This window comes from Photobacterium indicum (genome assembly GCF_003026215.1).
Lineage (GTDB): Bacteria > Pseudomonadota > Gammaproteobacteria > Enterobacterales > Vibrionaceae > Photobacterium > Photobacterium indicum.
Genome location: NZ_PYOC01000008.1, coordinates 123,356 through 149,040, shown reverse-complemented (window position 1 = coordinate 149,040; position 25,685 = coordinate 123,356). Strand labels below are relative to the sequence as shown.

The following is a 25,685-nucleotide window of genomic DNA, read 5'->3' as shown; positions in this document are numbered from 1 at the left end:
TATCGACTTTACTAGCAAGAATGAGCAGATACTTATTTTGGTTGGTGTAACACCTATTTGGATAAGTAAAGAGACATAAAAAAACGCCACAGCAAGCTGTGGCGTTTTTGTGCTGACAGAGTCAGGTATTACATTGCGCTTAGCGAGAAGAACAAACCAGCGATTGTTGCAGACATTAAGTTAGATAATGTACCTGCAGCTACTGCACGCATACCGAAACGAGCGATATCGTGACGACGGTTTGGAGCAATGCTACCAAGACCACCTAGTAGGATTGCTACTGAAGATAAGTTAGCAAAACCACATAGTGCGAAAGAAATGATTACTTTCGTCTTCTCAGCAAGGATAACTGGAGCCGCATCGCCTAGGTACGGTACGTAACCTAAGTAAGCAACAAATTCGTTCAAGATCAGTTTCTGACCAATGAAAGAACCAGCAATGTTTGCATCTTCCCATGGCACACCGATTAGGAATGCTAGAGGTTGGAATACATAACCAAGAATAAGTTCTAGTGTTAGTTCAGGCATACCGAACCAACCACCGATACCACCAAGCATACCGTTAACTAATGCAATTAGACCAACGAAAGCCAATAGCATTGCACCAATGTTTAGTGCTAGTTGCATACCAGAAGACGCACCGCCAGCTGCCGCATCAATTACGTTAGCAGGCTTATCGTCAGCAGAATCAGCATCAGATGCTAATTGCTCGATAGGCTCTTCAGTTTCAGGCTTGATGATTTTAGCAAACAGTAGACCACCTGGGGCTGCCATGAAAGATGCAGCGATCAAGTATTCTAGAGGAACACCCATTGCAGCATAACCAGCAAGAACACCACCAGCAACAGATGCTAGACCACCACACATTACTGCAAACAACTCAGATTGCGTCATCTTTGGTACAAACGGACGCACAACAAGTGGCGCTTCTGTTTGACCAACAAAAATGTTAGCAGTTGCAGACATTGATTCCGCGTTTGATGTACCTAGTACTTTTCTTAGACCACCACCAAGAACATTGATTACTACTTGCATAACACCCAAGTAGTAGAAAACGCTAATAAGTGCAGAGAAGAAGATTACTGTTGGTAGTACTTTAAAGGCGAAGATAAAACCAATACCTTCAACAGAAAAGTTAACTAAGCTACCGAATAAGAATTCGATACCAGTGTTACCGTAATCAATAACGCTCTGAACACCGCTACTCGCAGCACCTAGAACGTCCTTGCCCCAAGGTACATAAAGAATAAATGCACCCAACAAAAATTGAATGGCAAATGCGCCACCAACAGTACGTAAATTAATAGCTTTACGGTTATCAGATAATAGAAGTGCTAGACCTAGCAATACTACCATCCCAACCAGGCTCATAAACATGCTCATAGTTTATGGCATCCCTTTATAGTTAAGTTTGGCGTCTCGACAATTTGGCTCATTAAGAGTCCGGCAGCATTATACTCATGCGGGTAACGATAAAGTAATGCGGACATCACACTTTCTAAGGAAAGGAGATGTAAGTTTAGTGGCAATTGTGACAGCAATCACACTAAGCTCGTTCGTTCACGCAAACGTTTCGCGCAAACGTTTCGATCTGAGAGTGACATCACAATGAAATACGAAATAATTCAGCGGTAGTTAAGGTTGTTACCTCTTCTATCACAGATTCAGATTCCATTCTAATACTCGCTAAAGTTCGCAATATATTACATATCCTATCAGGGCGATTAGGCTCACCTTGGAACCCTGATATCGGCATATCTGGTGCATCGGTCTCTAATATGAGTTCTACCAACGGTAGAGAAGCTATTGTATGGCGAGTTTTACTGGCACGGCTATATGTAATCGTTCCACCTACGCCAATTTTGATACCTAGATCAATAAGTTGCTCTGCTTGTTGATAGCTACCACTAAATGCATGATAAACACCACCCGCAATGGGTGAATTTTGTCTCAAAACGGCCATTAATTCAGGAAAGGCTTTACGACAATGCAAAATAACGGGTAAGTCAAACTGATTGGCTAACGTTACCTGTTCACTAAGCAATTCTATTTGTTGGTCTTTATCTGCATTAACAATGGCAAAGTCTAGCCCACATTCCCCGACAGCTACGCACTTTTTTCGATAAGCGTCTGAATATTGAGACACTTTTTGGAGTCGTTCTTTAAGTAACGGTAAAGCGTGTCCCGAATGTTCATGGCTAAAGAAAGGATGCAAGCCCAGTGCATAATACAACTCATCAAATTGGCGACTTAACTGCTCAACTACATGCCAATTCCTCTCTCCTACAGAAGGGATAACAATACGCTTAACCCCCACATCTTTTGCCAATGTTAAGTAATGTTCAGGGGCATCTATAAAAGGGGCAAAATCAAAATGACAATGGCTATCAATCGACATAAAAACGCTTTTTATTCTGTAAATCAGAGAGCGAACTGCACTTTTTCTGTTGAAAATGTGCGGCTCGACGTTTGGGGTGTCGCTCGTCATCTTCATCGTAACGAATAGGCGCACAGCAGCGCCTATTTTCAGGCGTAAAGCCCATACGTTCGCACCACTGATCATACTGAACAATGCATTTTTTCAACCATGCCAACATCTTCATTCTCTCTTTTGAACTTCAACCTATTTTAGTATATTCACTTTTTAGCAACCATCACCACCATGCTTCGTCCTAAGACTAAAATGCTATCAGGGTTATAAGCTGGTGCATCATCAATATCATAAATATCAAATGGGCTTGCTTGCCCCGTGTTTATCAATAAATGCCAATCACTCTGCTCGCGATTAGGCAGAGTAAATTCAAGCGGATCCCAATACGCATTACAAATAACGTATAACTCATTTTTGGTTAAAGGATGATTCACCGTAAGCGCCAACGAATGTGAATACTCCGACCAATCTGGTTGATTGGGCTGTACACCATGCCAATTAATATCAACGCTTTTGATAACCGAGCTTAATGACATGTGCATGTTCCAATCAATAGTAGGCTCTGCGCGTCTTATTTGGCTTAGCTGTTTCACAAAACGGTGAAGATCTGCATGCTGTTCGACAAGTTGCCAGTCAAACCAACTTAACTCATTATCTTGGCAATACGCATTATTGTTTCCTTGCTGGGTACGACGAACTTCATCCCCCATATTGATCATCGGTGTACCTAAAGACAAAAATAACGTTGCCAGCATGTTTTTACATTGCCGATTCCTCATCGTATCAATTTCGGCTAGCTGCGTCGGTCCTTCAACCCCATAATTACAGGATATATTGTGGTTATCGCCATCGCGATTATCTTCCCCGTTGGCGTAATTATGCTTCTGGTTGTAACTCACAAGATCATTTAGCGTAAACCCATCATGGGCACAGATGAAGTTCACTGAACGATGTGGCGAGTGATGGTGGCTACAGTAAATATCAGGCGAGCCTAAAATACGGGAGGCAAATGTTTCTACACAGCCACTATCGCCACGCCAAAATGCGCGTATATCATCGCGGTATTTGCCGTTCCATTCATTCCAGCGGTCACCAATAAATGATCCTACTTGGTACAGACCTGCGGCATCCCACGCTTCAGCAATGATCTTAGTGCCACTCAAAATCGGATCGGAATCTATCGACCATAGCAATGGCGGCTCTTTCATCGGATGACCTTGCCCATCACGAGCCAGCACCGATGCTAAGTCAAAACGAAACCCATCAACCCTCATTTCAGTTACCCAAAAATGCAATGCATCAATAATCATTCGACGCAAGACACTGTGATTCGCATTACAGGTATTGCCACAACCACTGTAATTAGCGAACTTGCCACTACCCTCAGTCAAATAATAGGCTTTGCTCTGTAGCCCTTTAAAGCAAAATGTTGGACCGTTTTCATCCCCTTCAGCGGTATGATTAAACACCACATCCAAGATCACTTCGATATCCGCTTTATGTAACTCGCGCACTAGTATTTTGAATTCATCAATGGCAGCTATGGGGTTTTGCTCAACACTGTATTGAGCATGTACCGAAAAAAAGTTTATCGGACTATAGCCCCAATAGTTCTGCCGCCCTTCTGGTGCATCATGGATATCAAATTGCTGTACTGGCATTAACTCAACAGCCGTTATGCCTAATTCTTTAAGGTACGGTATTTTTTCAATAATGCCTGCAAATGTGCCTCGTTTGGCCTCGGTAACACCAGATGATGGGTGTTTGGTAAACCCAGCAACATGCATTTCATAGATAACGGTATCAGTCAGAGAGTGACTGGGGGCGCGTGATTCTTGCCAATCAAAATGGCGATGATCAACCACAATGCTTTTCATACAAGCATCCATGTTTGAGCCCGGTTCTATCGCTCGTTGGCGGCTGTAATTTTCACTGAAGCAAACTGCATGGCTGTAAGGATCGATTAGTACTTTGTCTTTATCAAATCGCAGCCCTTTATCGGGTTGCCAAGGGCCATTAACTTGAAAAGCATACACCTGACCATGACCAATATTGCCTACGAACATGAACCAATAATGGCCACGTTTATGAAGAATAGGGTCTAGTTCAAAAGACATGGAAGGTGCGTCAGCGTGTTGGTGGTGAAACAGGTGAAGAGTGACTTTCGTGGCATCTTTTGAATAGAGACTAAAGTTAACGCCGTCGTCTTTGGCTGTAGCCCCTAGAGGTGATGCTTCACCAATCCATGTGAAAATATCTCGGTTTGCTACATCAGTATTTGCAACACGACTCTTTTGCTCACCCGCAGGTACTACATTATCCATTGTTTAACTCCTTGTTGCCCATATGCACAACGGGAGTATACACCCAAGCAACCTAAAGATGCAGGATTCAGAGTTATATCAGGTTGTTGGTTGATATCAGGACATAAAGCACAAAAAAAGCCGCCACAAATGTGACGGCCTTCTGAACATGTTACTCGTTGCTGGCTCTAATTGTGATTAGTGCTCACGAGTGGCATGGAATTCAACAGCAGGGAAACGCTCTTTCGCCAAATTCAAATTGACCATGGTTGGTGCAACATATGCTAAGTTATCACCGCCATCGAGAGCGAGGTTCTGTTGGTTTTTACGTTTGAATTCTTCTAATGTTTTCACATCATCACACTCAACCCAACGTGCTGTCGCAACATTAATACCTTCGTAGATGGCTTCTACGTTGTATTCTGCTTTTAAGCGTGCCACAACCACATCAAACTGAAGCACACCCACCGCACCAACAATCAAATCATTGTTTTGTAAAGGACGGAAAACCTGTACAGCACCTTCTTCAGATAACTGTACTAAGCCTTTAAGCAATTGCTTCTGCCTCAATGGATCTTTTAGGCGAATACGGCGGAACAGTTCAGGTGCAAAGTTTGGAATACCAGCAAACTTAAGGTTCTCACCTTGGGTGAACGTATCACCAATCTGAATCGTACCGTGGTTATGCAAACCAATGATGTCGCCCGCATACGCTTGTTCTGCACGTGTACGGTCACCAGCCATAAAGGTTACCGCATCAGAAATACTGATATTTTTACCAGTACGTACATGGTTCATTTTCATGCCTTGGTTATAAGTACCTGACACGATACGCATAAAGGCGATACGGTCGCGGTGCTTAGGATCCATGTTGGCTTGAATTTTAAAAACGAAACCCGAGAACTTCTCTTCGATAGCTTCTACATCGCGCTCATTAGCTTTACGTGTTTGTGGTGCTGGCGCCCACTGCGTTAAGCCTTCAAGCATGTGGTCAACACCAAAGTTACCCAGTGCTGTACCAAAGAATACTGGTGTTAATTCACCTTTCAAGAACAACTCAAGATCAAATTCGTGCGCAGCACCAATAACCAACTCAAGTTCTTCACGTACGCTTGCAGCCAGTGACTCACCAACAGCAACATCTAACTCAGGGTTATCTAACCCTTTAATGGTGCGTACTTCTTGAATCTCGTGGCCATGGCCAGATTCATACAAAATAGTTTCATCACGGTGAATGTGGTAAACACCTTTAAATTCTTTACCACACCCAATCGGCCATGAAATTGGCGCACAAGCCATATTTAGCTCGGTTTCAACTTCATCTAATACTTCCATTGGATCACGTACTTCACGGTCCATTTTGTTCATGAAAGTAACGATTGGCGTATCACGTAAACGGGTTACTTCCATCAACTTACGCGTACGATCTTCGACACCTTTAGCGGCATCGATAACCATTAGACATGAGTCCACAGCCGTTAATGTACGGTACGTATCTTCCGAGAAATCTTCGTGTCCAGGAGTATCAAGAAGGTTCACGAGGCAATCATTGAATGGGAACTGCATCACAGAAGTCGTTACTGAGATACCACGTTCTTTTTCCATTTCCATCCAGTCTGATTTCGCGTGTTGATTAGAACCGCGACCTTTTACGGTACCCGCTTTTTGAATAGCGTTTCCGAATAAAAGAACTTTTTCAGTAATGGTGGTTTTACCCGCATCGGGGTGAGAAATGATGGCAAACGTTCTACGTTTACCCACTTCTTGTAAAAAAGACATAAGTGTTGATAATCCTGTGAGAGATTCCAATAGGGGCTGACCCTAGAAAAGTGCCATCGCCTGCGTAGGCAGGGAACTGCGAAAATTGTGTTATAGCAACAAATTACATGTCGACCTCAATCGTACGCAGGAAATAGATGGAACTCAGGAGCCTGATAATGGCGGAATTATACGCAAATCCCACGAAAAGAAACAGAGATAACAAAGGAGATATAAAGGCTACATAACCAAATACGTCATAATTAACGCATCTTCACGTCCATTTTCAGAAGGATAATACCCTTCACGGCGGTTTATCTCGTTAAAGCCTGTCGCTTCATACAGTTTATAAGCACGAACATTACTGGCGCGCACTTCAAGCCAAATATCTTCAGCATTCCGCTGTTGTAATATATCAATAAAGCCGTCTAACAACGCTTTACCGTAACCCTTTCCTTGCTGATTAGGATCAACCGCAATATTCAGTAATGTTGCCTCACCAGCTACCAGCTGACCATAACAATAGCCCACGAGTATATCATCGACTAACAAAACAAAATTCGTCGCGATATTGTTAGGCTCTTTACGAATCATCGATTCAGCCCACGGAAAAGTGTTGGCGGCACGTTCTATACGCCAAACATCATCATAGTGTTGCGCTTCAAGTGGAACAATTTTATTTATCATAAGAACAAATCTGCTGCCATAGGGCTTTTTTACTGGATGGGTTTGAATGCATTGCTTGCAATGAACTGGAATTCAACACTTGGCAACCAACAGGGTGTGCGCCTTGGCAACCTGCAAACCAACACCAGATTAAATGATGTTCTGCAACTTGCTCTACCGCTTCTAAAGGTAATGATAACGCTTGTTCAGGCGTCAATTTCATACTGCCTAAAATACGCCCAAACAACCAAGCATCATGCTCATTCAGTTCATCATCAGTAATAAACAATAGTTTGCAACTTTCAGGTAGATCGATGACAGGTACTTGCATATTAGGGAATAACTCCGGTTTGCGTACCTGCCAATAGGTTAACCCCATTTCTTGCAATACCTGAATATCACGCTGTTTCATTCAATACTCACAATAAGCTTTTAGTAGTGGTAAACACTTTGGGCGGCAATCCTATCAAATTCATACCACACCACCAAGATATACCCAGTATGCGTTTAATATAGCCATCATCAAAAATAAAAAACCACCTTTTAAGGTGGTATTTATGATGAATATGGAATCAAGCTATATTCCATGATATTACCGGAATTACAGAGCTGAAAATTCTTCACTGTATTTAACGACGCCAGATTTACCAGCTAGATGCTCAGGTATCACTTCTAACACCATGAAGGCTTCATCGGGTACTTCCCAAATACAACCAAGACCGTATTCAGAGGCTTTCTCGAAACCCACTTGTGGATAATATTCACTGTGACCAAGCACAACGACAACCGGGTAACCAAAATCAGCAAGCATTAATTTTGCTTCTTCCATTAATGCTTTTCCGATACCTTGTCGTTGGTATTCAGGTTTTACCGCTAAGGGTGCTAAGCCTTGCCAATTGTCATCCACATCATCAACGGTAACTGGGCTAAAGAGAATATGTCCAATCACCTCGCCGTCATCGCTACACGCAACAAGAGATAATGTACGGTGACTATTCTCACGTAATCTCATCACTAAATCAGCTTCAGCATCGGTCTCAAACACCGTCTTCAGCAATCGATCTATGGGTAGAATATCCGCAGGTGCTTCAGTTCTAATGAGCATTCATAACCTCTTTTTCAGCACCAGCATCTTGCATTCCTTTTTGAATGAAGTCTGCCGATTGCTGTAACAAAAATTTGAGTGGCGAAGGCAAAGAATCTAGATCAATACTGTCCATCAAGTTCTTTACTTCCAGTCCTAACTCAGTATCCCCTTCTATACGAAGACGACGTTGAAAAAATAAGGTGTCAGGGTCTTCTTTACGTGCGGCAATTAAGACTAAGTCATTACATTCGCCACTGAAGCTAACATCTTCTTGCTCGATATGTTCAGAGACGACTAGTTTGTCATCTTGGTAGCTAATATACCAGTGCAGTTCTAAATCCCTGACTTCGACTTTTAACCATCGTCCATCAAGAAATTCAAAATCACCATCTTCTAACGCTTCCTTAAAAACGAGTGTTAAGCCTTCTAACATCATTTTTTTCTGAACCGTAAAAGGCGTCAATTTTGCTGGAACGCGAAGTAACGCAGGACCATGTTGAACAATGTGCTTTCGAAGTTGGGTTATCACTGTATGTATTTTCCTATCACTACCGCTATTAATACCTGATTGTATTGCAACCTTGGGAAACATTTTCATGCCTTGAGTCAAAAAAAACGCTTCTCTCAACGCAAAATTTAGAATTCTTCCTCATTCACGGGTTATATTACAGAACACGACTCATGAGATGAAACATTAAAATCATAGTCACCCTTTATAGTGCTACTCATTATGGTTATTCAATTTGGTAACCCCGCGCTATTTTCAATCTGAATATGGATATACGGTGCTTTAATGCCGACAGAGCAACTTAATTATTGGTTTCCTCTGCTCACAGATAACAGTCCGTTTCTGTTTGCAGTATTAGATCCACAACATAACTACTTAGTCGTTAATAATCGTTACTGCGAAATAAGCGGTCTTCAGCGTGATGATCTTGTTGGTCAAAATGATAGAGATATTCTAGGGCAAGCCTTCTATCGCTCTCTGCGTCCATTTTATGAACGCGCCTTTCAAGGGGAGTCGGTTGAAGGTGAAGTGGTTCTGGATGACAGCCGTCATGAAACCAGCATGCATTTCAGCCTGTCACCACTGCGAAATAAAACCGGAGATATTAGCCATATTGTACTGCATTCAGTCGATACGTCTGAACGACAAGTTTTAGTTAACTCACTAGAAGAACTTGAACATCAATTAAATCAGCTGAACGAATTGATCTCTGACGGCATGTGTATTGTTGAAGCTGACATAATTATATCGGCTAACCAAGTTGCGGCGAATTTATTAGGATTCGATAATTCTAAAGAATTATTAGGTGAAGAACTTGGCCGTTTACTGATTGATGGCCATAGTCAGCGCATCTTAGGTGAAACTCTGTCTCAAATACCGAGTGGCGCTCCCCGAAAATGCCACACAAGCCCACGCTGCTGTACTGAACGTCCATTATTGGTTACCACATCAGACATTACTTTAATGGGCTCACCCGCTAAGCAGGTTAAACTACAAGACGCTGCTGAACACACCGTGCAACAAGGACAAGTTGAACAGCTTGTTCATACAGACCCATTAACAGGTTTGTACAATCGCCATGGTTTTAGCCGTCGATTAGAAAGTCTAATCACCAGTGAAACACCACTGGTCATGCTGTACCTCGATATCGATAACTTCAAAAATATTAATGATTCATTAGGTCATCATATTGGTGATCGGGTACTGCAAGAAATATCACAACGCTTACGCCGTTTATTGCCGGAAAATGCCATTATTGGTCATTTGGGTGGCGATGAATTTGGGATTGTTTTATCTGAACCCGAGCACGATAGAGCGGGCGATCTCGTTGCTCAGCAAGTTATCTCGTTAATTAACCAACCTTTTGATCTGCACCATTTCAGCAAACATTTGGCGTGCTCAATTGGCATGGTGTCTTACCCTGGTAATGGTAATGATGCACGTATTTTGCTGCAAAATGCCGATACCGCGATGTATGAAGCCAAAAATCGTGGGCGTAATCGTTTAGTTAAATTCAATGAAGCCATGAATAAAGAAGCGCGCATGCGCTTGTGGTTAGAAATAGAACTTCAAAAAGTACTGCAAAATAATGGATTAGAAGTCTGGTACCAACCTAAAGTAAATGCTCGCGACTTTGCTATTGATGGTGCTGAAGCATTAGTTCGCTGGAAGCACCCTGTTGAAGGTTATATTAGCCCAGCACAATTTATTCCCGTCGCTGAAAACTCAGGATTAATCGAGCAGCTTGGCTTGGTCGTTATGCGAGAAGTTTTCACAACGGTAAGACGCTGGAAACAACAAGGTATCTTATCTGGACGTGTGGCGATCAACTTATCACCACAACAATTTGGTAACCCAAACCTCATTGATTTTGTGAAAAAGCTACTCAAAAGCACAGGCGTCAATGCCACTGATATTACCTTTGAGTTAACCGAAAGCGCCGTAATGAGTGATGGTGAACACACCATACAAATGTTAAACGCGATAAAAAACCTCGGGTTTGCACTATCGATAGATGACTTTGGTACTGGCTATTCATCATTATCTTATTTAGCACGTTTTCCACTTGATGAGCTCAAAATTGACCGCGCCTTTATTAATGACATCGATACGGTGCCCAAGCAAGTAACCTTAATTGAAAACATCATTAACTTGGGTAAAGCCCTTAATATGAGTATCGTCGCGGAAGGGGTCGAAACACGTCAACAAGCAACCTTGTTGTCAAACCTCAATTGTGACTATATCCAAGGGTTCCATTTCTATCGTCCGTTGCCAAAAAATGAACTCGAAGCGATTTTAGTAAAAAACAGTCGAAGTAAAGATTAATCACTTTTATATGTCCATCTACCACTAAAAAGTTGTCCTAAATCAACAAAAACCTGCCTGACATCAAAACAAGGGGGCACTAAGCCCCCTACTATTTGCTCTATTACTTATTATTCCCATCAAAGACTGGTTGATAAAAATAATATGGAGCTACTTTGCCCCGCTGGTAACCTTCCAGCCTTAAAAACAGCGATTGATAACGGTGCTGACGCGGTATACATCGGCTTTAAAGATGATACCAATGCCCGCCATTTCGCTGGTTTAAACTTTACAGGTCGTAAGCTAGAAAAAGCTGTTCAATATGTGCAAGATCACAACAGAAAGCTGCATGTTGCCCTTAATACTTTTGCCCACCCAGACGGTTTTAGTCGCTGGACGAAAGCGGTAGACAATGCTGTTGCTATGGGGGTAGATGCCCTCATCGTGGCTGATATAGCGGTATTAGAATATGCCGCAACGCGTTATCCTGATCTTGAACTGCACTTATCGGTTCAAGCATCAGCAACCAATACTGCAGCCATTGATTTCTATAAACAGAACTTCAATGTGAAGCGCGTAGTATTGCCGCGTGTACTGTCGATTCATCAAGTAAAGCAACTCGCACGTAATACCGATATGGATCTAGAGGTATTCGCGTTTGGTAGCTTGTGCATTATGGCTGAAGGTCGTTGTTACTTATCTTCTTACATGACAGGTGAATCGCCCAATACGGTAGGCGCATGTTCACCGGCTAAATTTGTTCGCTGGCAAGAAACGGCGCAAGGGCTTGAATCTCGATTAAACGATGTGTTAATTGATCGTTATGCCGCAGGTGAAAATGCAGGATACCCGACACTGTGTAAAGGTCGCTTCGATGTCAATATTGAGGGTGATAATAAGCGCTACCATGCCTTGGAAGAACCAACGAGCCTCAATACGTTAGAAATATTACCAGAACTCTTTGCCGCCAATATTGCGTCGGTAAAAATAGAAGGTCGTCAACGTAGCCCGGCTTATGTTGAGCAGGTAACTAAAACATGGCGAGCAGCCATTGATCGTTATAAAGCCAACCCTGAAGGCTACAGCGTCGAGCCAGCTTGGAATGCTTGCTTAGGCAACGTCTCTGAAGGTAAACAAACAACACTCGGTGCTTATCACCGCAAATGGCAATAAAGGAGCCAAACATGAAATACTCTTTGGGCCCTCTTCTTTATTTTTGGCCAAAAACCGATGTTGAAGATTTTTATCAACAAGCAAAAGAAACAGACACCGATATTATCTATCTTGGTGAGACGGTTTGCTCAAAACGTCGTGAAATGAAGCCTGCTCATTGGTTTGATATCGCAAAAGATCTCTCTTCTACCGGTAAGCAAGTTGTCTTGTCGACCATGGCATTGCTAGAAGCACCTAGCGAAGTCAACATCATGAAAAAGTACATCGATAACGGCGATTTCATTATAGAAGCTAACGATGTATCAGCGATTCAACTCGCTCATGAGAAAAAAGTGCCATTTGTAGTTGGTGCCGCGGTTAATTGCTACAACGCCCAGACACTAGATCTTTTTTTGAAGAAAGGCATGACACGCTGGTGTATGCCCGTCGAGCTGTCTAAAGAGTGGCTCCAGAATGTTGTCGTCGAATGCGAAAAATTAGGTATTCGAGATAAGTTTGAAACGGAAGTTTTCAGCTACGGTTATCTACCACTGGCCTATTCAGCTCGTTGTTTTACTGCACGCGCGGAAGATAAAGCCAAAGATGATTGCGAAACTTGCTGTATCAAGTATCCAACAGGCATTACCGTTAATAGCCAAGAAGACCAAAAAGTCTTTACGCTAAATGGTATTCAAACCCAATCTGGCTACTGTTATAACTTGGTCAACGATCTGAAAAGTATGCAGGATCTTGTTGATGTCGTTCGCTTAAGTCCGCTCAGTATTGATACGTTAAGCAAAGTAAACGACTTTAAGTTAAATGAACAGAGCACCACTCGCCACACACTTGTGGGGGGCCATCATTGTAATGGTTATTGGCATAGCGTTGCGGGTCTAAATATCGAGTAATATTTTTTATTCAAATAATTGTTATTCAAACATTTTTAATCAGATACAAAAAAGCCGCGACAAATCGCGGCTTTTCTTCATAGCGTTATGTGGCAATCAATAGAAAGAAACTAGTTAGTCTCTTTTTGTCCATTTTGTGCTTCATAAGCTGTCATAATTCTACTGATTTCTAACAATGAGAAACGGTGCTCAACAAACTCATACACGTTCCCCGCTAAGGCTAACTTGTATAGCATCACAGCCGCAGAAAAGTCACCTTGTTGTTGATACGCCTTCGCAAGGTAGAAGTACCCTTCAGTCAAGCGCTCTGCTAACTGATCATTACTTTCACTTTCCGTCGCAATCTCATTCAAAAATTGAGTTTCTGTGATCTCACCAAGATACAGACGTACAATTTGCCATCCCCAATCTTGCTTATCACTGGCATCATAACGTAGCTTTAATTTTTGAGCTGCTGTTTCTGAATCTTGTTCAAATTCAACAAAATATAACCAAATAACACGATAAGGGTCATTCACACCTTGTTGGTAATGCACCAACAAATCATCGTGAGCCAATGCTAAACGACCACCATAATATAAAGCGATACCACGGTTACGCTGAGCAAACGGATGCTGAGGGTTTAACTCTAGGGTTGAATCAAACGCTTCATACGCGGCATCAAAATGGGCACTTTGGGTAAAATACACACCGAGAATATTAAAAACATCAGGCTGATTTGGCTTCAATGAAAGAGACTGGTTAAAATCAAGGCGTGCCAAATCACGTAAGCCCAGGCTGTCATTCAATAAACCACGCTCATAAAACATTTGTGCAACAGTCGCTTTATCGAGATCATCACGCTTTAGTAATTGATCAATACGCGCCAATTGTATTTGCTGTTGAATCGTAGGCTGAAATGGTACTGCCATCGGAGGATGGGTCCATTTCGCTTGAGACGATGCACATCCTGTTAGTACCATCACTGCGGCAATGCATACGAGCTTTAACCTGTTTGCAATCAATGCTGTTCTCCCTGAAGTACATAATTTAGATATAAAAAAAGGGGCTAATCAGCCCCTTTATAACATGCTTTGTGAAGAAAGACTTAGCCTTGTGGCTGTTCGTCTTGTACTGGCGCAGGATTTTGATCTGCAACAGCTTCTTTCATGCTTAGGCGAATACGACCCTGACGGTCGATTTCAAGTACTTTAACTTGTACTTCTTGACCCATTTGTAGATGGTCAGATACTTTCTCTACACGCTCTTGAGCGATTTGAGAAATGTGTACCAAGCCTTCTTTAGCACCGATAACTGATACGAATGCACCGAAGTCTACGATACGCATTACTTTACCAGTATAGATGCGACCAACTTCAACGTCAGCAGTGATTTCTTCGATACGACGGATAGCTTCTTTAGCTGCAGCACCTTCAGTTGCTGCAATCTTGATTGTACCGTCGTCTTCGATTTCAATTGTAGTACCAGTTTCTTCAGTTAGTGCACGGATAACTGCACCACCTTTACCGATAACGTCTTTAATCTTGTCAGAGCTGATCTTCATCGTATGAATACGAGGAGCAAACTGAGAGATATCATCACGGTGAGAACCAATTGCATCGTCCATCACGCTAAGGATGTGCTTACGTGCACCTTTAGCTTGATTTAGAGCGATCTGCATGATCTCTTTAGTGATACCTTCAATTTTGATATCCATCTGAAGTGCTGTGATACCGTCATCAGTACCCGCAACTTTAAAGTCCATGTCACCTAGGTGATCTTCGTCACCAAGGATGTCAGAAAGAACAACGAAATCGTCGCCTTCTTTAACAAGACCCATTGCGATACCTGCAACAGACGCTTTAATTGGCACACCAGCATCCATAAGCGCTAGAGAAGTACCACATACAGAAGCCATTGAAGATGAACCGTTAGATTCAGTGATTTCCGATACAACACGTACTGTGTATGGGAATTCTTCAACAGACGGCATTACTGCAGCAATACCACGCTTAGCAAGCTTACCGTGACCAATTTCACGACGCTTAGGTGAACCAACAAAACCAGTTTCACCAACACAGTATGGAGGGAAGTTGTAGTGTAGAAGGAAGTGATCTTTCTTCTCACCCATGATGCTGTCGATAATTTGTGCGTCACGTTGTGTACCAAGCGTAGCAGTAACTAGCGCTTGAGTTTCACCACGTGTGAACAAAGAAGAACCGTGAGTACGTGGAAGTACACCAGTACGTACGTCTAACGCACGAACCATGTCTTTTTCACGACCATCGATACGTGGGTTACCCGCAATGATGCGACCACGTACAACGTTCTTCTCTAGAGAGCTTAACATGCCACGAACTTCACGCTCATCAAGCGTTTCGTCTTCAGCAAGAAGGCTTGCAACAACATCGTTCTTAATAGAACCAACTTCGTCGTAACGCGCCATTTTTTCAGTGATTTGGTATGCATCAGAAAGGCGTGTTTCAGCTTTATCAGCAACGCGTGCTTTAAGTTCAGCATTAACTACTGGTGCAGTCCAATCCCAAGCAGGAGTTGCTACTTCAGCAGCAAACTCGTTGATTGCATTGATAACAACTTGTTGTTGGTCGTGACCATAAACAACAGCTTGTAGCATTGTTTCTTCAGATAAGCGATCGGCTTCTGATTCAACCATTAGAACTGCGTCTTTAGTACCAGAAACAACGAGGTCTAGACGGCTTTCTTCTAGCTCAGTGTTGCTTGGGTTAAGAACAAATTGGTCGTTAATGAAACCAACACGTGCCGCACCGATAGGACCGTTAAACGGTAGACCTGAAATAGCAAGTGCCGCAGACGTTGCAATCATAGTGATCATGTCTGGGTTTACTTCTGGGTTTACAGAAACCACAGTTGCAATAACTTGTACTTCGTTTTTGAATGCACTTGGGAATAACGGACGGATAGGACGGTCGATTAGACGTGCCGTAAGCGTTTCGCCTTCAGATGGGCGACCTTCACGCTTGAAGAAACCACCAGGGATTTTACCTGCAGCGTATGTACGCTCTTGGTAGTTTACTGTTAGAGGGAAGAAATCTTGGCCTTCAACAGCCGCTTTCTTACCAACAACAGATACAAACACAGACGTATCGTCCATGCTTGCCATAACAGCAGCAGTCGCTTGACGTGCCATAACACCAGTTTCTAGGGTAACTGTATGGTTACCGTACTGGAAAGTCTTTACGATAGGATTCACGTGAATTTCCTTAATATTATTCGCATTTTATTTGCGCCATTGAGTATATCTGACACAAAGAAAGGCGTCATGTGATGAAACCCACTTTCACGATGATTTTACATATCGCGACTAATGAAAATTATCTATCGAATTACTATGTTCGCTTATTCGTCAAATAACATTCATTAGCCGCGACCTTAAGGTCGGGAAAACGACTGCGTAATCAGGGTAAAGGTGTATTTCAGTAAATATAGAGCCTAATAAAAAGAAAGGAGCCATAAGGCTCCTTTCTCGAAAGCAATCTTAGCGACGTAGGCCTTGACGCTTGATAAGATCTTGGTAACGATCAAGATTCTTACCTTTAAGGTAGTCTAGAAGCTTACGACGGCGAGAAACCATACGTAATAGACCGCGACGGCTGTGGTGATCGTGTTTGTGGTTAGCAAAGTGACCTTGAAGGTGGTTGATTTGTGCTGTTAAAAGCGCAACCTGAACTTCAGGTGAACCAGTGTCGTTTTCGCATTGTGCGTATTCAGCAACGATAGCTGCTTTAGTTTCTGCATTCAGAGACATAACTCTTCCTAATACTAGATGTTTTTAATTTGTGTCGCCAATCTCTGATTCAGCCGACACCCGAACCGCGGATTATACTGGCAGCTTAGAGTTGCTGCAAGAAAAAAGAATAGAAAGAAAAACGCGATGAAAATAGTGACTATTTTCATCGCGTTTATTATTCAAATATCTGGCGCATAACTGCTCAAATAACAGTTAGCTAACGATTATGCTTCATCTTGCTTGTTAGCCATTACACGCTTAGGTGCAACCATATTGTTTTGGTCTATTTCACCAATACCAATGAAGTCACGTTGTTTCCCAACGGTAATGCGAACTAATGTACCTTGTTCTGGTACTTTGCTCGCTTTGACAGGTTGACCGTGCAAAATAGCATCGCCACCCTCTACAGTCACATTCGCCTCTGGCAAATCTTGTACTGCAGAATCTGTCGGTAACAATAGTGGATCAAGTAATTCGCCAGGTTCAATACCTTGCTCTTTTGCCAGATCAAGCAATGCTTGAAGTTGTTCTAAGGTAACAACTTTTTCCATCGGGTAGTTAGACACACCAGTACGACGTAAATATACAACGTGTGCGCCACAACCCAGCATTTCACCAAGATCATCAGTAATAGTACGAATGTAAGTCCCTTTTGAACAATGCACTTCCATTTCAACTTCATGACCTTCAAAGCGAAGAAGTTCAATAGAGTGAACGGTGATTTTACGAGATTCACGAGGAATTTCGATACCTTCACGGGCATATTCATAAAGAGGGCGACCCTGATACTTCAATGCTGAAAACATTGAAGGGATCTGGTCAGTCGTGCCACGGAACTTAGCAATGCAACGCTCAAGCTGACCACGGTCAACTTTCACTTCACGCGTTTCAACAACTTCACCATCAGAATCAGAGGTATTTGTACGCTCACCTAATTTTGCAATTACGCGGTAGCGCTTATCTGAATCCAACAAAAATTGAGAAAACTTCGTCGCTTCACCAAAACAAATCGGCAGCATACCTGTCGCTAATGGATCTAGCGCTCCAGTATGACCCGCTTTTTGAGCAAAGAAAATACGCTTTACTTTTTGCAGCGTATCATTCGAAGTAATTCCGGTTGGTTTATCGAGAAGAATAACTCCATCGATTGGACGACCCTTACGACGACGTGCCATTACTTATCCTCACCTTCTTCCGTGTTATCTTCATCAACACGACGCTCTTCGTCATCACGAACAGCATTAGAAACTAAGTTCGAAATACGCATACCTTCAGTCAATGATTCATCAAAGATAAACGTAAGTTCAGGGGTTACGCGTAGGCGAATTTGCTTACCAAGAAGTGAGCGAATGTACGGTGCCATTTCACGCAAAACAGCTAGGCTGCCTTTTGCTGTTTGTTCACCGATAGTGAAGAATGTTACAAATACTTTTGCGTAACACATGTCACGTGATACTTCGACACTTGAAATTGTTGTCATGCCAACACGTGGATCTTTAAGCTCACGCTGAAGGATAACAGCAAGTTCTTTTTGTAGCTGCTGCGCAACACGTTGGGTACGACTGAATTCTTTAGCCATTTTAACTATCTCTCTTAAAGAAACGGGCTGTCTTAAAGAAGAAAGCGCTCTTGAAAGAATGGGGAGCCTAAGCTCCCCATTGGGTTGTATGTTTACTTAATTAGATAAGTAACAACCTTGATGATTAGTCAAGAGTACGTTGAATCTCAATGATTTCAAATACTTCGATCTGGTCACCAACGCGAACATCATTATAGTTCTTAACGCCGATACCACACTCGTAGCCATTCTTAACTTCGTTAACATCATCTTTGAAACGACGTAGTGATTCAAGCTCACCTTCGTAAATAACCACGTTGTCACGTAGTACACGAATAGGGTTGTTACGCTTGATAGTACCTTCAGTAACCATACAACCAGCGATTGAGCCGATCTTAGGAGATTTAAATACATCACGAACTTCAGCTAGACCAATGATTTCCTGACGGAATTCAGGAGCAAGCATACCGCCCATTGCTGCCTTAACTTCATCAATCAATTGGTAAATGATTGAGTAGTAACGTAAGTCAAGGTTTTCGTTATCAATCATACGACGAGCAGGAACATCAGCACGAACGTTGAAACCAAGAATGATTGCATTAGACGCTGCTGCAAGTACTGCATCAGTTTCAGTAATACCACCAACACCCGAACCAACAACCTTCACTTTAACTTCGTCTGTAGACAACTTCATTAGTGAATCAGCGATTGCTTCGATAGAACCTTGTACATCAGCTTTCAGTACAACGTTCAATTCAGCAACTTCACCAGCTTCCATGTGTGAGAACATGTTTTCTAGTTTAGCTTTTTGCTGACGTGCTAGTTTAACATCGCGGAATTTACCTTGACGGTAAAGTGCAACTTCACGTGCTTTACGCTCATCACGTACAACAGTCGCTTCGTCACCCGATGCTGGCACACCAGAAAGACCTAAGATCTCAACTGGAATTGAAGGACCAGCACTCTCGATGTCTTTACCGTTTTCATCACGCATTGCACGAACACGGCCATGCTCAAGACCACAAAGAACGATATCGCCCTTGCGTAAAGTACCGGATTGAACTAGTACTGTTGCAACTGGACCACGACCTTTATCAAGACGAGATTCAACAACAACACCGCTAGCCATACCTTCTTTAACTGCAGTCAGTTCAAGAATTTCAGACTGAAGCAAGATAGCCTCTAGCAAACCGTCAATGTTAGTTCCTTCTTTAGCAGAGATGTGAACAAACATGTTCTCACCGCCCCACTCTTCAGGAATAACATCGTACTGAGCTAGCTCATTCTTAACGTTGTCTGGGTTTGCGCCTTCTTTATCGATCTTATTCACAGCAACGATCAAAGGAACACCTGCCGCTTTAGCGTGCTGGATTGCTTCGATTGTTTGAGGCATAACGCCATCATCTGCTGCTACTACTAGAACAACGATATCTGTCGCTTGAGCACCACGAGCACGCATAGCGGTAAACGCTGCGTGTCCTGGAGTATCAAGGAAAGTGATCATACCGTTGCCAATTTCAACATGGTAAGCACCGATATGCTGCGTAATACCGCCAGCTTCGCCAGAAGCAACGTGTGCTTTACGAATGTAATCAAGCGTTGATGTTTTACCGTGGTCAACGTGACCCATGATAGTAACAACAGGAGCACGAGACTCAGCAGCTTTATCTTCACCGCGGTCAGACATCAGTGCTTCTTCAAGTTCATTTTCTTTACGGAAAATAACTTTGTGACCCATTTCTTCAGCAACAAGCGCAGCTGTTTCTTGGTCGATTACCTGATTAATGGTAACCATAGCGCCCATCTTCATCATCGCTTTGATGACTTCAGTCGCTTTTACTGACATTTTGTTAGCCAGTTCAGAAACAACAACTGTTTCGCCAATCACAACATCTGATTTAGCTACTGTCGCTGTTTTATCAAAACCTTGCTGCATTGAAGTAGGAGCATTAACCTGAGGTTTTTGCTTACCACGTCCACCACGTTGGTTACGACCACCACGACCTTTACGGTCATCTGCTTTTTTAGCAGCTGGCTTTTTCTTACGACGAGTACCAGTGGTTTCTTCTTTACGATCTTGCTCATCTTCCGCAGCACGGGCGTGAGTAGATGTTGTTACGTGGTAATCTGATTTTTCCATACTTGTTGTTGCATTCTGCTCAGTAGCTGACCAGTTTTTTTCATTTGTTTCTGCCATTTTGCGGGCCTCTTCTAGCTGACGCTGACTATCTTCTTCGGCTTTACGCTTGGCTTCCTCTTCCCGGCGAAGTTGCAATAACTCAGTTTCACTCTTAGCCTGTTCGACAGCGACGGTGCGTTTAGCTTTCTCTTCGGCTTTACGCTTATCTGTAGCTTCACGCTTCACCGTATCCTCGGTGTTACGTTTAGCCTTATTTTCTTCGTCACGCTTTGCTTTTTCTTCAGCCAAACGCGCGTCTTCTACTTTACGTTTTGCAGCTTCTTCTGCTTCTCGCTTAGTGTTCAATTCAGCATCTTGCTGAGCTTGAACTTCACGTTGTGCAGTTTCTTCTGCTACACGCTTAGCATCATCAGCAGCACGCTGCTCTTCTTCAAGAGCTGAGCGCTTCACGAAAGTACGCTTTTTGCGTACTTCCACTTGAACACTTTTACTTTTACCACCCGTACCCGACACACTTAAAGTGCTGTGTGTCTTACGTTGTAAAGTAAGGCGAGTTGGAGTGCTATCAGTACTCTCACCACCGTGCTCTTTTTGCAGGTGTGACAATAGAGACTGCTTCTCGGTTTGGCTTACGTTATCTTCAGCTTTCTTGCTGATACCAGCATCGGAAAACTGTTGAAGCAAACGGTCAATTGGTGTTCCCACTTCTGCCGCTAATGCTTTAACTGTAACCTCTGACATACTGCTCCTCCCTTGCTAATTTTTTATTACGCTTCGTCGCTAAACCAACAAATGTTACGCGCAGCCATAATCAGCTCACCCGCTTTTGCTTCGTCCATCTCTTCGAGATCGAGCAAATCATCTGTGCCTTGGTCAGCAAGATCTTCCAGCGTACAAATACCTTTCGCAGCTAGCTTAAACGCCAATTCACGCTCTAAACCGTCAAGACCAAGAAGATCAGCTGCAGGCTCTACACCTTCAAATGATTCTTCTTGCGCAAGGGCAAGCGTAGTCAGTGCTTCTTTCGCACGCTTACGTAGCTCATTAATTGCGTCTTCATCAAGACCTTCAACATCCATAAGCTCGCTAACAGGAACGTAAGCGATTTCTTCTAGTGTTGTGAAGCCTTCTTGAACCAATAGCGTCGCGAAGTCTTCATCAATGTCTAGGTGTTTAGTAAACGTATCAATCGATACTTGTGCTTCTTCTTTGTGCTTCTTCTGTAGATCTTCTACAGTCATTACATTTAGTTCCCAGCCAGTAAGCTGTGATGCTAAACGGATATTCTGACCACTACGACCAATTGCTTGAGCAAGGTTATCTTTCTCAACAGCAATATCCATTGTGTGGTTATCTTCATCAACAATGATTGAAGCAACTTCAGCAGGCGCCATTGCGTTGATAACATACTGTGCTGCGTTTTCGTCCCAAAGAACGATATCAATACGCTCACCAGCAAGTTCACTAGAAACGGCTTGCACACGTGCACCACGCATACCAACACACGCACCAACTGGGTCAATACGTTTGTCGTTTGTTTTCACTGCAATTTTCGCACGTGAACCAGGATCGCGAGCTGCGCCCATTAGTTCAATCAGCTCTTCACCGATTTCTGGCACTTCAATGCGGAATAGTTCTAACAACATTTCTGACTTAGAACGTGTCATGAACAATTGGAAACCACGCGCTTCAGGACGCACTGCGTATAAAAGACCACGAACACGGTCACCTGAACGGAAGTTTTCACGAGGAAGCTGATCATCACGTTGGATTACGGCTTCTGCATTATTACCTAAATCAATAATTACTGCATCACGGTTTACTTTTTTAACGATACCTGTGATTAGCTCACCTTCGTTATCCATAAACTGTTCAACAATTTGCTCGCGTTCAGCTTCACGTACTTTTTGTACGATTACTTGCTTAGCAGTTTGTGTTGTAATGCGGTCGAATGTTACTGATTCGATTTCGTCTTCAACAAATCCACCAAGTTCGATGGTTTCATCATCGTATTGTGCCGCTTCAATCGTAATCTCTAATGTCGGTTGAGTGACTTCGTCAACAGCAATCCAACGACGGAATGTTACAACTTCGCCCGTCTTACGATCGATAGCAACACGAACATCAATTTCTGCTTCGTGTTTTTTCTTAGTAGCTGTTGCCAGTGCGATCTCAAGTGCTTCAAAGATACGCTCACGAGGAACAGCTTTTTCATTGGATACCGCTTCAACGACAGCCAAGATTTCTTTGTTCATTTCTAATGCCTCTGCTTAGCGGTTAGAATTTTGGAATCAGGTTAGCTTTGGAAATATTGCTAAGTGCGAATGTTTCATCATTACCATCGACTTTCAGAGTGATAAGTTCACCCTCAACAGCAACAATGTCACCTTTCCACTTACGACGATTATTCATCGCCATTTTCAACACCAAGTTGACCTCGTGACCAACAAATTGTTGGTAATGTGCAGCTTTGAACAGCGGCCTCTCGAGACCAGGGGAAGACACCTCCAGGTGATAAGCCACAGTGATAGGATCTTCTACGTCCATAACTGCACTGATTTGACGGCTTGCTTCGGCACAATCTTCCACATTAATACCATTTTCATGATCCACGAAAACACGTAATGTAGAATGTTCGCCTGCGCGAATAAACTCCAAGCCTACCAGTTCATAACCTGAAGCATTGACAGACGCCTCAAGTAGTTCGGTTAATTGCATCTCTAAAGCTGTCAAGACAACCCCCTGAAAACAAAAAAAGGGCCAAAAGCCCAGTGAATATCTGAATTATCATATTTCAGATAATAAAAAACCCCGAATACGGGGTTTTTTATTACTGGACCCTGATTACCACAGCAAGCTGTGATAGAAAAACAACATCTCTATTAAATAGGATAGTCGCTTTTCGGGAAAGTGGTTGCGGGAGCTGGATTTGAACCAACGACCTTCGGGTTATGAGCCCGACGAGCTACCAAACTGCTCCATCCCGCGTCCGAAATCTAAGCGTATTATATCGCTCAGATGTTACTATTACAAGTAACCAGTATAATGGTGCCGAGAAGGGGACTTGAACCCCTACACCTTGCGGCACTAGCACCTCATGCTAGCGTGTCTACCAATTTCACCATCTCGGCTAAATCTTTTATTACTGAGGAATGTCGCTATTTAGAGGCGCAGTCTCAGTTTTTTCTACAACTTGCTCTGAGTTTACGTTACCACTCAGATCTTCCCAGCTACTTTTTTCAGATGCTTGCTTTGCACTCATGTTGCCAAGAACAAGACTAATAATGAAGAAAATTGCCGCACAAACTGTAGTCATTCGGGTCAAAAAGTTTCCAGAGCCGCTAGCGCCAAACAGAGTTCCTGATGCACCAGCCCCAAATGAAGCTCCCATATCCGCGCCTTTACCTTGTTGAACCAGTACTAGGCCAATAACACCAAGCGCAGCCAACAGATAAATCACAAGTAGAATTTCGTACATGGGTTCCACCTATTGTCAATTTTGCTGTGCCGGCTTTTGTTGTAGTACTGCCAGCGCACTCCCATCACTAAGGAGCGGGAGAATACTAGCGAATGCATGTAGATGTGACAAGCACTATTTCATCAAATAGTTATTAAGGCGAGCCACTTGTACAACATTTAAACAAAAACCAACACGGAACTATTAAATATCACCTAGAAATAAAACCTGATGATAACCGACCAACACTTAACAGTTGTCTTTTACTGCTTGAGCGATTTCAAGTGCGTATTGCTGTACTAGATCCGCATCTTCACCTTCAACCATAACGCGAATCAAAGGTTCAGTACCAGACTTACGTAATAGAACACGGCCAGTATCACCCAACTTGGCTTCAACCGCTTTTTGAGCGGCAATAACAGCATCAGACTCTAACGGATTACCTTCACCTTTGAAGCGAATATTTTCGAGTACTTGCGGGAACATTGTCATGCCATCGCTAAGTTCTTTCAATGTCATCTTACTACCAACAATTGACGCCATCACTTGCAAGCCAGCAACAATACCGTCACCTGTCGTGATTTTATCTAATAAGATAACGTGACCTGAATTCTCAGCACCAATTAACCAATTATGCTTCTGCAATTCTTCCATCACATAACGGTCACCCACTTTTGAGCGAACAAAGGGAATTCCTAAATTCTTCAGGGCGACTTCCATACCAAGGTTAGTCATTAATGTACCAACAACGCCACCTTTTAGTTCACCGCGACGTAATGCATCACGGGCAACAATATAAGCAATTTGGTCACCATCAACCTTGTTGCCTTCATTATCAACCATGATCACCCGATCGCCGTCACCATCGAGGGCAATACCAAAGTCGGCCTTCTCTTCTAGTACTTTAGCTTGTAATGCACGTACATCGGTTGCGCCAACTTGGTCATTAATGTTTATACCGTTTGGCTCACAACCAATGGTAATCACTTTAGCGCCAAGCTCTCTGAATACATTAGGGGCAATATGGTACGTCGCACCGTGAGCACAATCGACAACGATTTTATAATCAGAAAGATCATACTGAGAAGGGAAAGTACCCTTACAAAATTCGATGTAGCGACCAGCTGCGTCACTGATACGGTAAGCCTTACCCAACATTGCTGATTCAACGCAAGTCAGTGGTTTTTCCATTTCAGCTTCAATCGCTAATTCAATCGCATCAGGTAATTTTGTGCCTTCCGATGAAAAGAATTTAATACCGTTATCATAATACGGGTTATGCGATGCTGAAATGACAATACCCGCTTCAGCACGGAAGGTACGCGTAAGGTATGCAACAGCAGGTGTTGGCATAGGCCCGGTAAATGCTGCTTGCAGGCCTGCCGCAGCAAGACCGGCCTCTAATGCAGATTCAAGCATGTAGCCAGAAATGCGCGTATCTTTACCAATCAATACCTTTTTGGTGCCTTGCTGAGATAAAACACGCCCAGCAGCCCAACCCAACTTCAGTACAAACTCGGGGGTAATAGGGCCTTCGCCAACCAATCCACGAATACCATCGGTACCAAAAAACTTACGTTCCGCCATTATATGCTCCTAGCAATTTCTTTTATTTTTTAACATGATTCTAAAAATATCGGTGTTTAAAAAAAACATCGATATCCAC

Annotated in this window: 22 protein-coding genes and 2 tRNA genes; 3 read left to right on the top strand and 21 right to left on the bottom strand. The window is 42.9% G+C overall.

The window, feature by feature from the left end:
* Positions 1-128 precede the first annotated feature (128 nt).
* The 9 genes from C9J47_RS19295 to ubiT all read right to left on the bottom strand — a co-directional run bounded on the left by C9J47_RS19295 (position 129) and on the right by ubiT (position 8,773).
* Entirely contained in the window at positions 129-1,382 is a 1,254-nt protein-coding gene (locus tag C9J47_RS19295) for a NupC/NupG family nucleoside CNT transporter (protein WP_006230708.1), read from the bottom strand.
* 220 nt (positions 1,383-1,602) lie between these two features.
* A complete protein-coding gene (locus C9J47_RS19290) occupies positions 1,603-2,397 on the bottom strand; it encodes a TatD family hydrolase (protein WP_107254950.1) in 795 nt (264 codons plus the stop codon).
* A complete protein-coding gene (locus C9J47_RS19285) occupies positions 2,387-2,596 on the bottom strand; it encodes a hypothetical protein (RefSeq protein ID WP_107254949.1) in 210 nt (69 codons plus the stop codon). Before C9J47_RS19285 ends, C9J47_RS19290 begins: the two co-directional genes overlap by 11 nt.
* 40 nt (positions 2,597-2,636) lie before the next feature.
* Positions 2,637-4,754, bottom strand: coding sequence for a glycogen debranching protein GlgX (glgX, locus tag C9J47_RS19280; protein ID WP_107254948.1), 2,118 nt, complete (start codon positions 4,752-4,754; stop codon positions 2,637-2,639).
* Positions 4,755-4,931: 177 nt separating this feature from the next.
* Positions 4,932-6,512, bottom strand: a complete 1,581-nt coding sequence (gene prfC, locus C9J47_RS19275; RefSeq protein ID WP_107254947.1) for a peptide chain release factor 3 — start codon at positions 6,510-6,512, stop codon at positions 4,932-4,934.
* Positions 6,513-6,731: 219 nt separating this feature from the next.
* Positions 6,732-7,178, bottom strand: coding sequence for a ribosomal protein S18-alanine N-acetyltransferase (gene rimI / locus C9J47_RS19270; protein ID WP_107254946.1), 447 nt, complete (start codon positions 7,176-7,178; stop codon positions 6,732-6,734).
* Entirely contained in the window at positions 7,168-7,569 is a 402-nt protein-coding gene (locus tag C9J47_RS19265) for a DNA polymerase III subunit psi (protein WP_107254945.1), read from the bottom strand. Before C9J47_RS19265 ends, rimI begins: the two co-directional genes overlap by 11 nt.
* 189 nt (positions 7,570-7,758) lie before the next feature.
* Positions 7,759-8,262 (bottom strand): GNAT family N-acetyltransferase, encoded by a 504-nt coding sequence (locus C9J47_RS19260; protein ID WP_107254944.1) that lies wholly within the window; start codon positions 8,260-8,262, stop codon positions 7,759-7,761.
* Positions 8,252-8,773 carry a ubiquinone anaerobic biosynthesis accessory factor UbiT gene (ubiT, locus tag C9J47_RS19255; RefSeq protein WP_107255019.1) on the bottom strand — a complete coding sequence of 174 codons (522 nt, stop codon included), beginning with the start codon at positions 8,771-8,773 and terminating at the stop codon, positions 8,252-8,254. Before ubiT ends, C9J47_RS19260 begins: the two co-directional genes overlap by 11 nt.
* A gap of 264 nt (positions 8,774-9,037) precedes the next feature.
* Between ubiT and C9J47_RS19250 the strand changes: the two genes are divergently transcribed.
* The 3 genes from C9J47_RS19250 (at position 9,038) to C9J47_RS19240 (ending at position 13,116) form a co-directional block, all read left to right on the top strand.
* A complete protein-coding gene (locus C9J47_RS19250) occupies positions 9,038-11,077 on the top strand; it encodes a sensor domain-containing protein (RefSeq protein ID WP_107254943.1) in 2,040 nt (679 codons plus the stop codon).
* Positions 11,078-11,221: 144 nt separating this feature from the next.
* A complete protein-coding gene (gene ubiU, locus C9J47_RS19245; protein WP_107254942.1) occupies positions 11,222-12,229 on the top strand; it encodes a ubiquinone anaerobic biosynthesis protein UbiU in 1,008 nt (335 codons plus the stop codon).
* A gap of 11 nt (positions 12,230-12,240) precedes the next feature.
* The gene (locus C9J47_RS19240) at positions 12,241-13,116 is read left to right on the top strand and encodes a U32 family peptidase (RefSeq protein WP_107254941.1); all 876 of its coding nucleotides are present in this window, start codon (positions 12,241-12,243) and stop codon (positions 13,114-13,116) included.
* A gap of 110 nt (positions 13,117-13,226) precedes the next feature.
* Here C9J47_RS19240 and nlpI read toward each other — a convergent pair whose 3' ends face one another.
* The 12 genes from nlpI to glmM form a co-directional block, all read right to left on the bottom strand.
* Complete coding sequence (gene nlpI, locus C9J47_RS19235) at positions 13,227-14,120, bottom strand: lipoprotein NlpI (protein ID WP_107254940.1); 894 nt, start codon at positions 14,118-14,120, stop codon at positions 13,227-13,229.
* Positions 14,121-14,203: 83 nt separating this feature from the next.
* A complete protein-coding gene (gene pnp, locus C9J47_RS19230) occupies positions 14,204-16,327 on the bottom strand; it encodes a polyribonucleotide nucleotidyltransferase (protein ID WP_107254939.1) in 2,124 nt (707 codons plus the stop codon).
* Between the two features lie 285 nt (positions 16,328-16,612).
* Complete coding sequence (gene rpsO / locus C9J47_RS19225) at positions 16,613-16,882, bottom strand: 30S ribosomal protein S15 (RefSeq protein WP_011217385.1); 270 nt, start codon at positions 16,880-16,882, stop codon at positions 16,613-16,615.
* A gap of 206 nt (positions 16,883-17,088) precedes the next feature.
* On the bottom strand, positions 17,089-18,039 hold the full coding sequence (gene truB, locus C9J47_RS19220; protein WP_107254938.1) for a tRNA pseudouridine(55) synthase TruB: 951 nt from the start codon (positions 18,037-18,039) through the stop codon (positions 17,089-17,091).
* A complete protein-coding gene (gene rbfA, locus C9J47_RS19215; protein ID WP_006230692.1) occupies positions 18,039-18,443 on the bottom strand; it encodes a 30S ribosome-binding factor RbfA in 405 nt (134 codons plus the stop codon). Before rbfA ends, truB begins: the two co-directional genes overlap by 1 nt.
* Positions 18,444-18,567: 124 nt before the next feature.
* On the bottom strand, positions 18,568-21,303 hold the full coding sequence (infB, locus tag C9J47_RS19210; RefSeq protein ID WP_107254937.1) for a translation initiation factor IF-2: 2,736 nt from the start codon (positions 21,301-21,303) through the stop codon (positions 18,568-18,570).
* Between the two features lie 26 nt (positions 21,304-21,329).
* Positions 21,330-22,817, bottom strand: a complete 1,488-nt coding sequence (nusA, locus tag C9J47_RS19205; protein WP_107254936.1) for a transcription termination factor NusA — start codon at positions 22,815-22,817, stop codon at positions 21,330-21,332.
* Between the two features lie 22 nt (positions 22,818-22,839).
* Positions 22,840-23,295, bottom strand: coding sequence for a ribosome maturation factor RimP (gene rimP / locus C9J47_RS19200; RefSeq protein WP_006230689.1), 456 nt, complete (start codon positions 23,293-23,295; stop codon positions 22,840-22,842).
* A 178-nt stretch (positions 23,296-23,473) separates the two neighbouring features.
* Positions 23,474-23,550 (bottom strand) — tRNA-Met (locus C9J47_RS19195).
* A gap of 58 nt (positions 23,551-23,608) precedes the next feature.
* Positions 23,609-23,693, bottom strand: a tRNA-Leu gene (locus tag C9J47_RS19190).
* A gap of 11 nt (positions 23,694-23,704) precedes the next feature.
* Positions 23,705-24,040: a preprotein translocase subunit SecG gene (gene secG / locus C9J47_RS19185; protein WP_107254935.1), complete on the bottom strand. Its 336-nt coding sequence runs from the start codon at positions 24,038-24,040 to the stop codon at positions 23,705-23,707.
* 228 nt (positions 24,041-24,268) lie between these two features.
* Positions 24,269-25,606: a phosphoglucosamine mutase gene (glmM, locus tag C9J47_RS19180; RefSeq protein ID WP_107254934.1), complete on the bottom strand. Its 1,338-nt coding sequence runs from the start codon at positions 25,604-25,606 to the stop codon at positions 24,269-24,271.
* Positions 25,607-25,685: the final 79 nt, after the last annotated feature.

What these genes read in the sequence shown, in the direction of transcription:
- C9J47_RS19295 (WP_006230708.1), bottom strand. Translation starts at nt 1,382, where the DNA reads ATGAGCATGTTTATGAGCCTGGTTGGGATGGTAGTATTGCTAGGTCTA.
- C9J47_RS19290 (WP_107254950.1), bottom strand. Translation starts at nt 2,397, where the DNA reads ATGTCGATTGATAGCCATTGTCATTTTGATTTTGCCCCTTTTATAGAT.
- C9J47_RS19285 (WP_107254949.1), bottom strand. Translation starts at nt 2,596, where the DNA reads ATGTTGGCATGGTTGAAAAAATGCATTGTTCAGTATGATCAGTGGTGC.
- glgX (WP_107254948.1), bottom strand. Translation starts at nt 4,754, where the DNA reads ATGGATAATGTAGTACCTGCGGGTGAGCAAAAGAGTCGTGTTGCAAAT.
- prfC (WP_107254947.1), bottom strand. Translation starts at nt 6,512, where the DNA reads ATGTCTTTTTTACAAGAAGTGGGTAAACGTAGAACGTTTGCCATCATT.
- rimI (WP_107254946.1), bottom strand. Translation starts at nt 7,178, where the DNA reads ATGATAAATAAAATTGTTCCACTTGAAGCGCAACACTATGATGATGTT.
- C9J47_RS19265 (WP_107254945.1), bottom strand. Translation starts at nt 7,569, where the DNA reads ATGAAACAGCGTGATATTCAGGTATTGCAAGAAATGGGGTTAACCTAT.
- C9J47_RS19260 (WP_107254944.1), bottom strand. Translation starts at nt 8,262, where the DNA reads ATGCTCATTAGAACTGAAGCACCTGCGGATATTCTACCCATAGATCGA.
- C9J47_RS19250 (WP_107254943.1), top strand. Translation starts at nt 9,038, where the DNA reads ATGCCGACAGAGCAACTTAATTATTGGTTTCCTCTGCTCACAGATAAC.
- ubiU (WP_107254942.1), top strand. Translation starts at nt 11,222, where the DNA reads ATGGAGCTACTTTGCCCCGCTGGTAACCTTCCAGCCTTAAAAACAGCG.
- C9J47_RS19240 (WP_107254941.1), top strand. Translation starts at nt 12,241, where the DNA reads ATGAAATACTCTTTGGGCCCTCTTCTTTATTTTTGGCCAAAAACCGAT.
- rpsO (WP_011217385.1), bottom strand. Translation starts at nt 16,882, where the DNA reads ATGTCTCTGAATGCAGAAACTAAAGCAGCTATCGTTGCTGAATACGCA.
- truB (WP_107254938.1), bottom strand. Translation starts at nt 18,039, where the DNA reads ATGGCACGTCGTCGTAAGGGTCGTCCAATCGATGGAGTTATTCTTCTC.
- rbfA (WP_006230692.1), bottom strand. Translation starts at nt 18,443, where the DNA reads ATGGCTAAAGAATTCAGTCGTACCCAACGTGTTGCGCAGCAGCTACAA.
- infB (WP_107254937.1), bottom strand. Translation starts at nt 21,303, where the DNA reads ATGTCAGAGGTTACAGTTAAAGCATTAGCGGCAGAAGTGGGAACACCA.
- nusA (WP_107254936.1), bottom strand. Translation starts at nt 22,817, where the DNA reads ATGAACAAAGAAATCTTGGCTGTCGTTGAAGCGGTATCCAATGAAAAA.
- secG (WP_107254935.1), bottom strand. Translation starts at nt 24,040, where the DNA reads ATGTACGAAATTCTACTTGTGATTTATCTGTTGGCTGCGCTTGGTGTT.
- glmM (WP_107254934.1), bottom strand. Translation starts at nt 25,606, where the DNA reads ATGGCGGAACGTAAGTTTTTTGGTACCGATGGTATTCGTGGATTGGTT.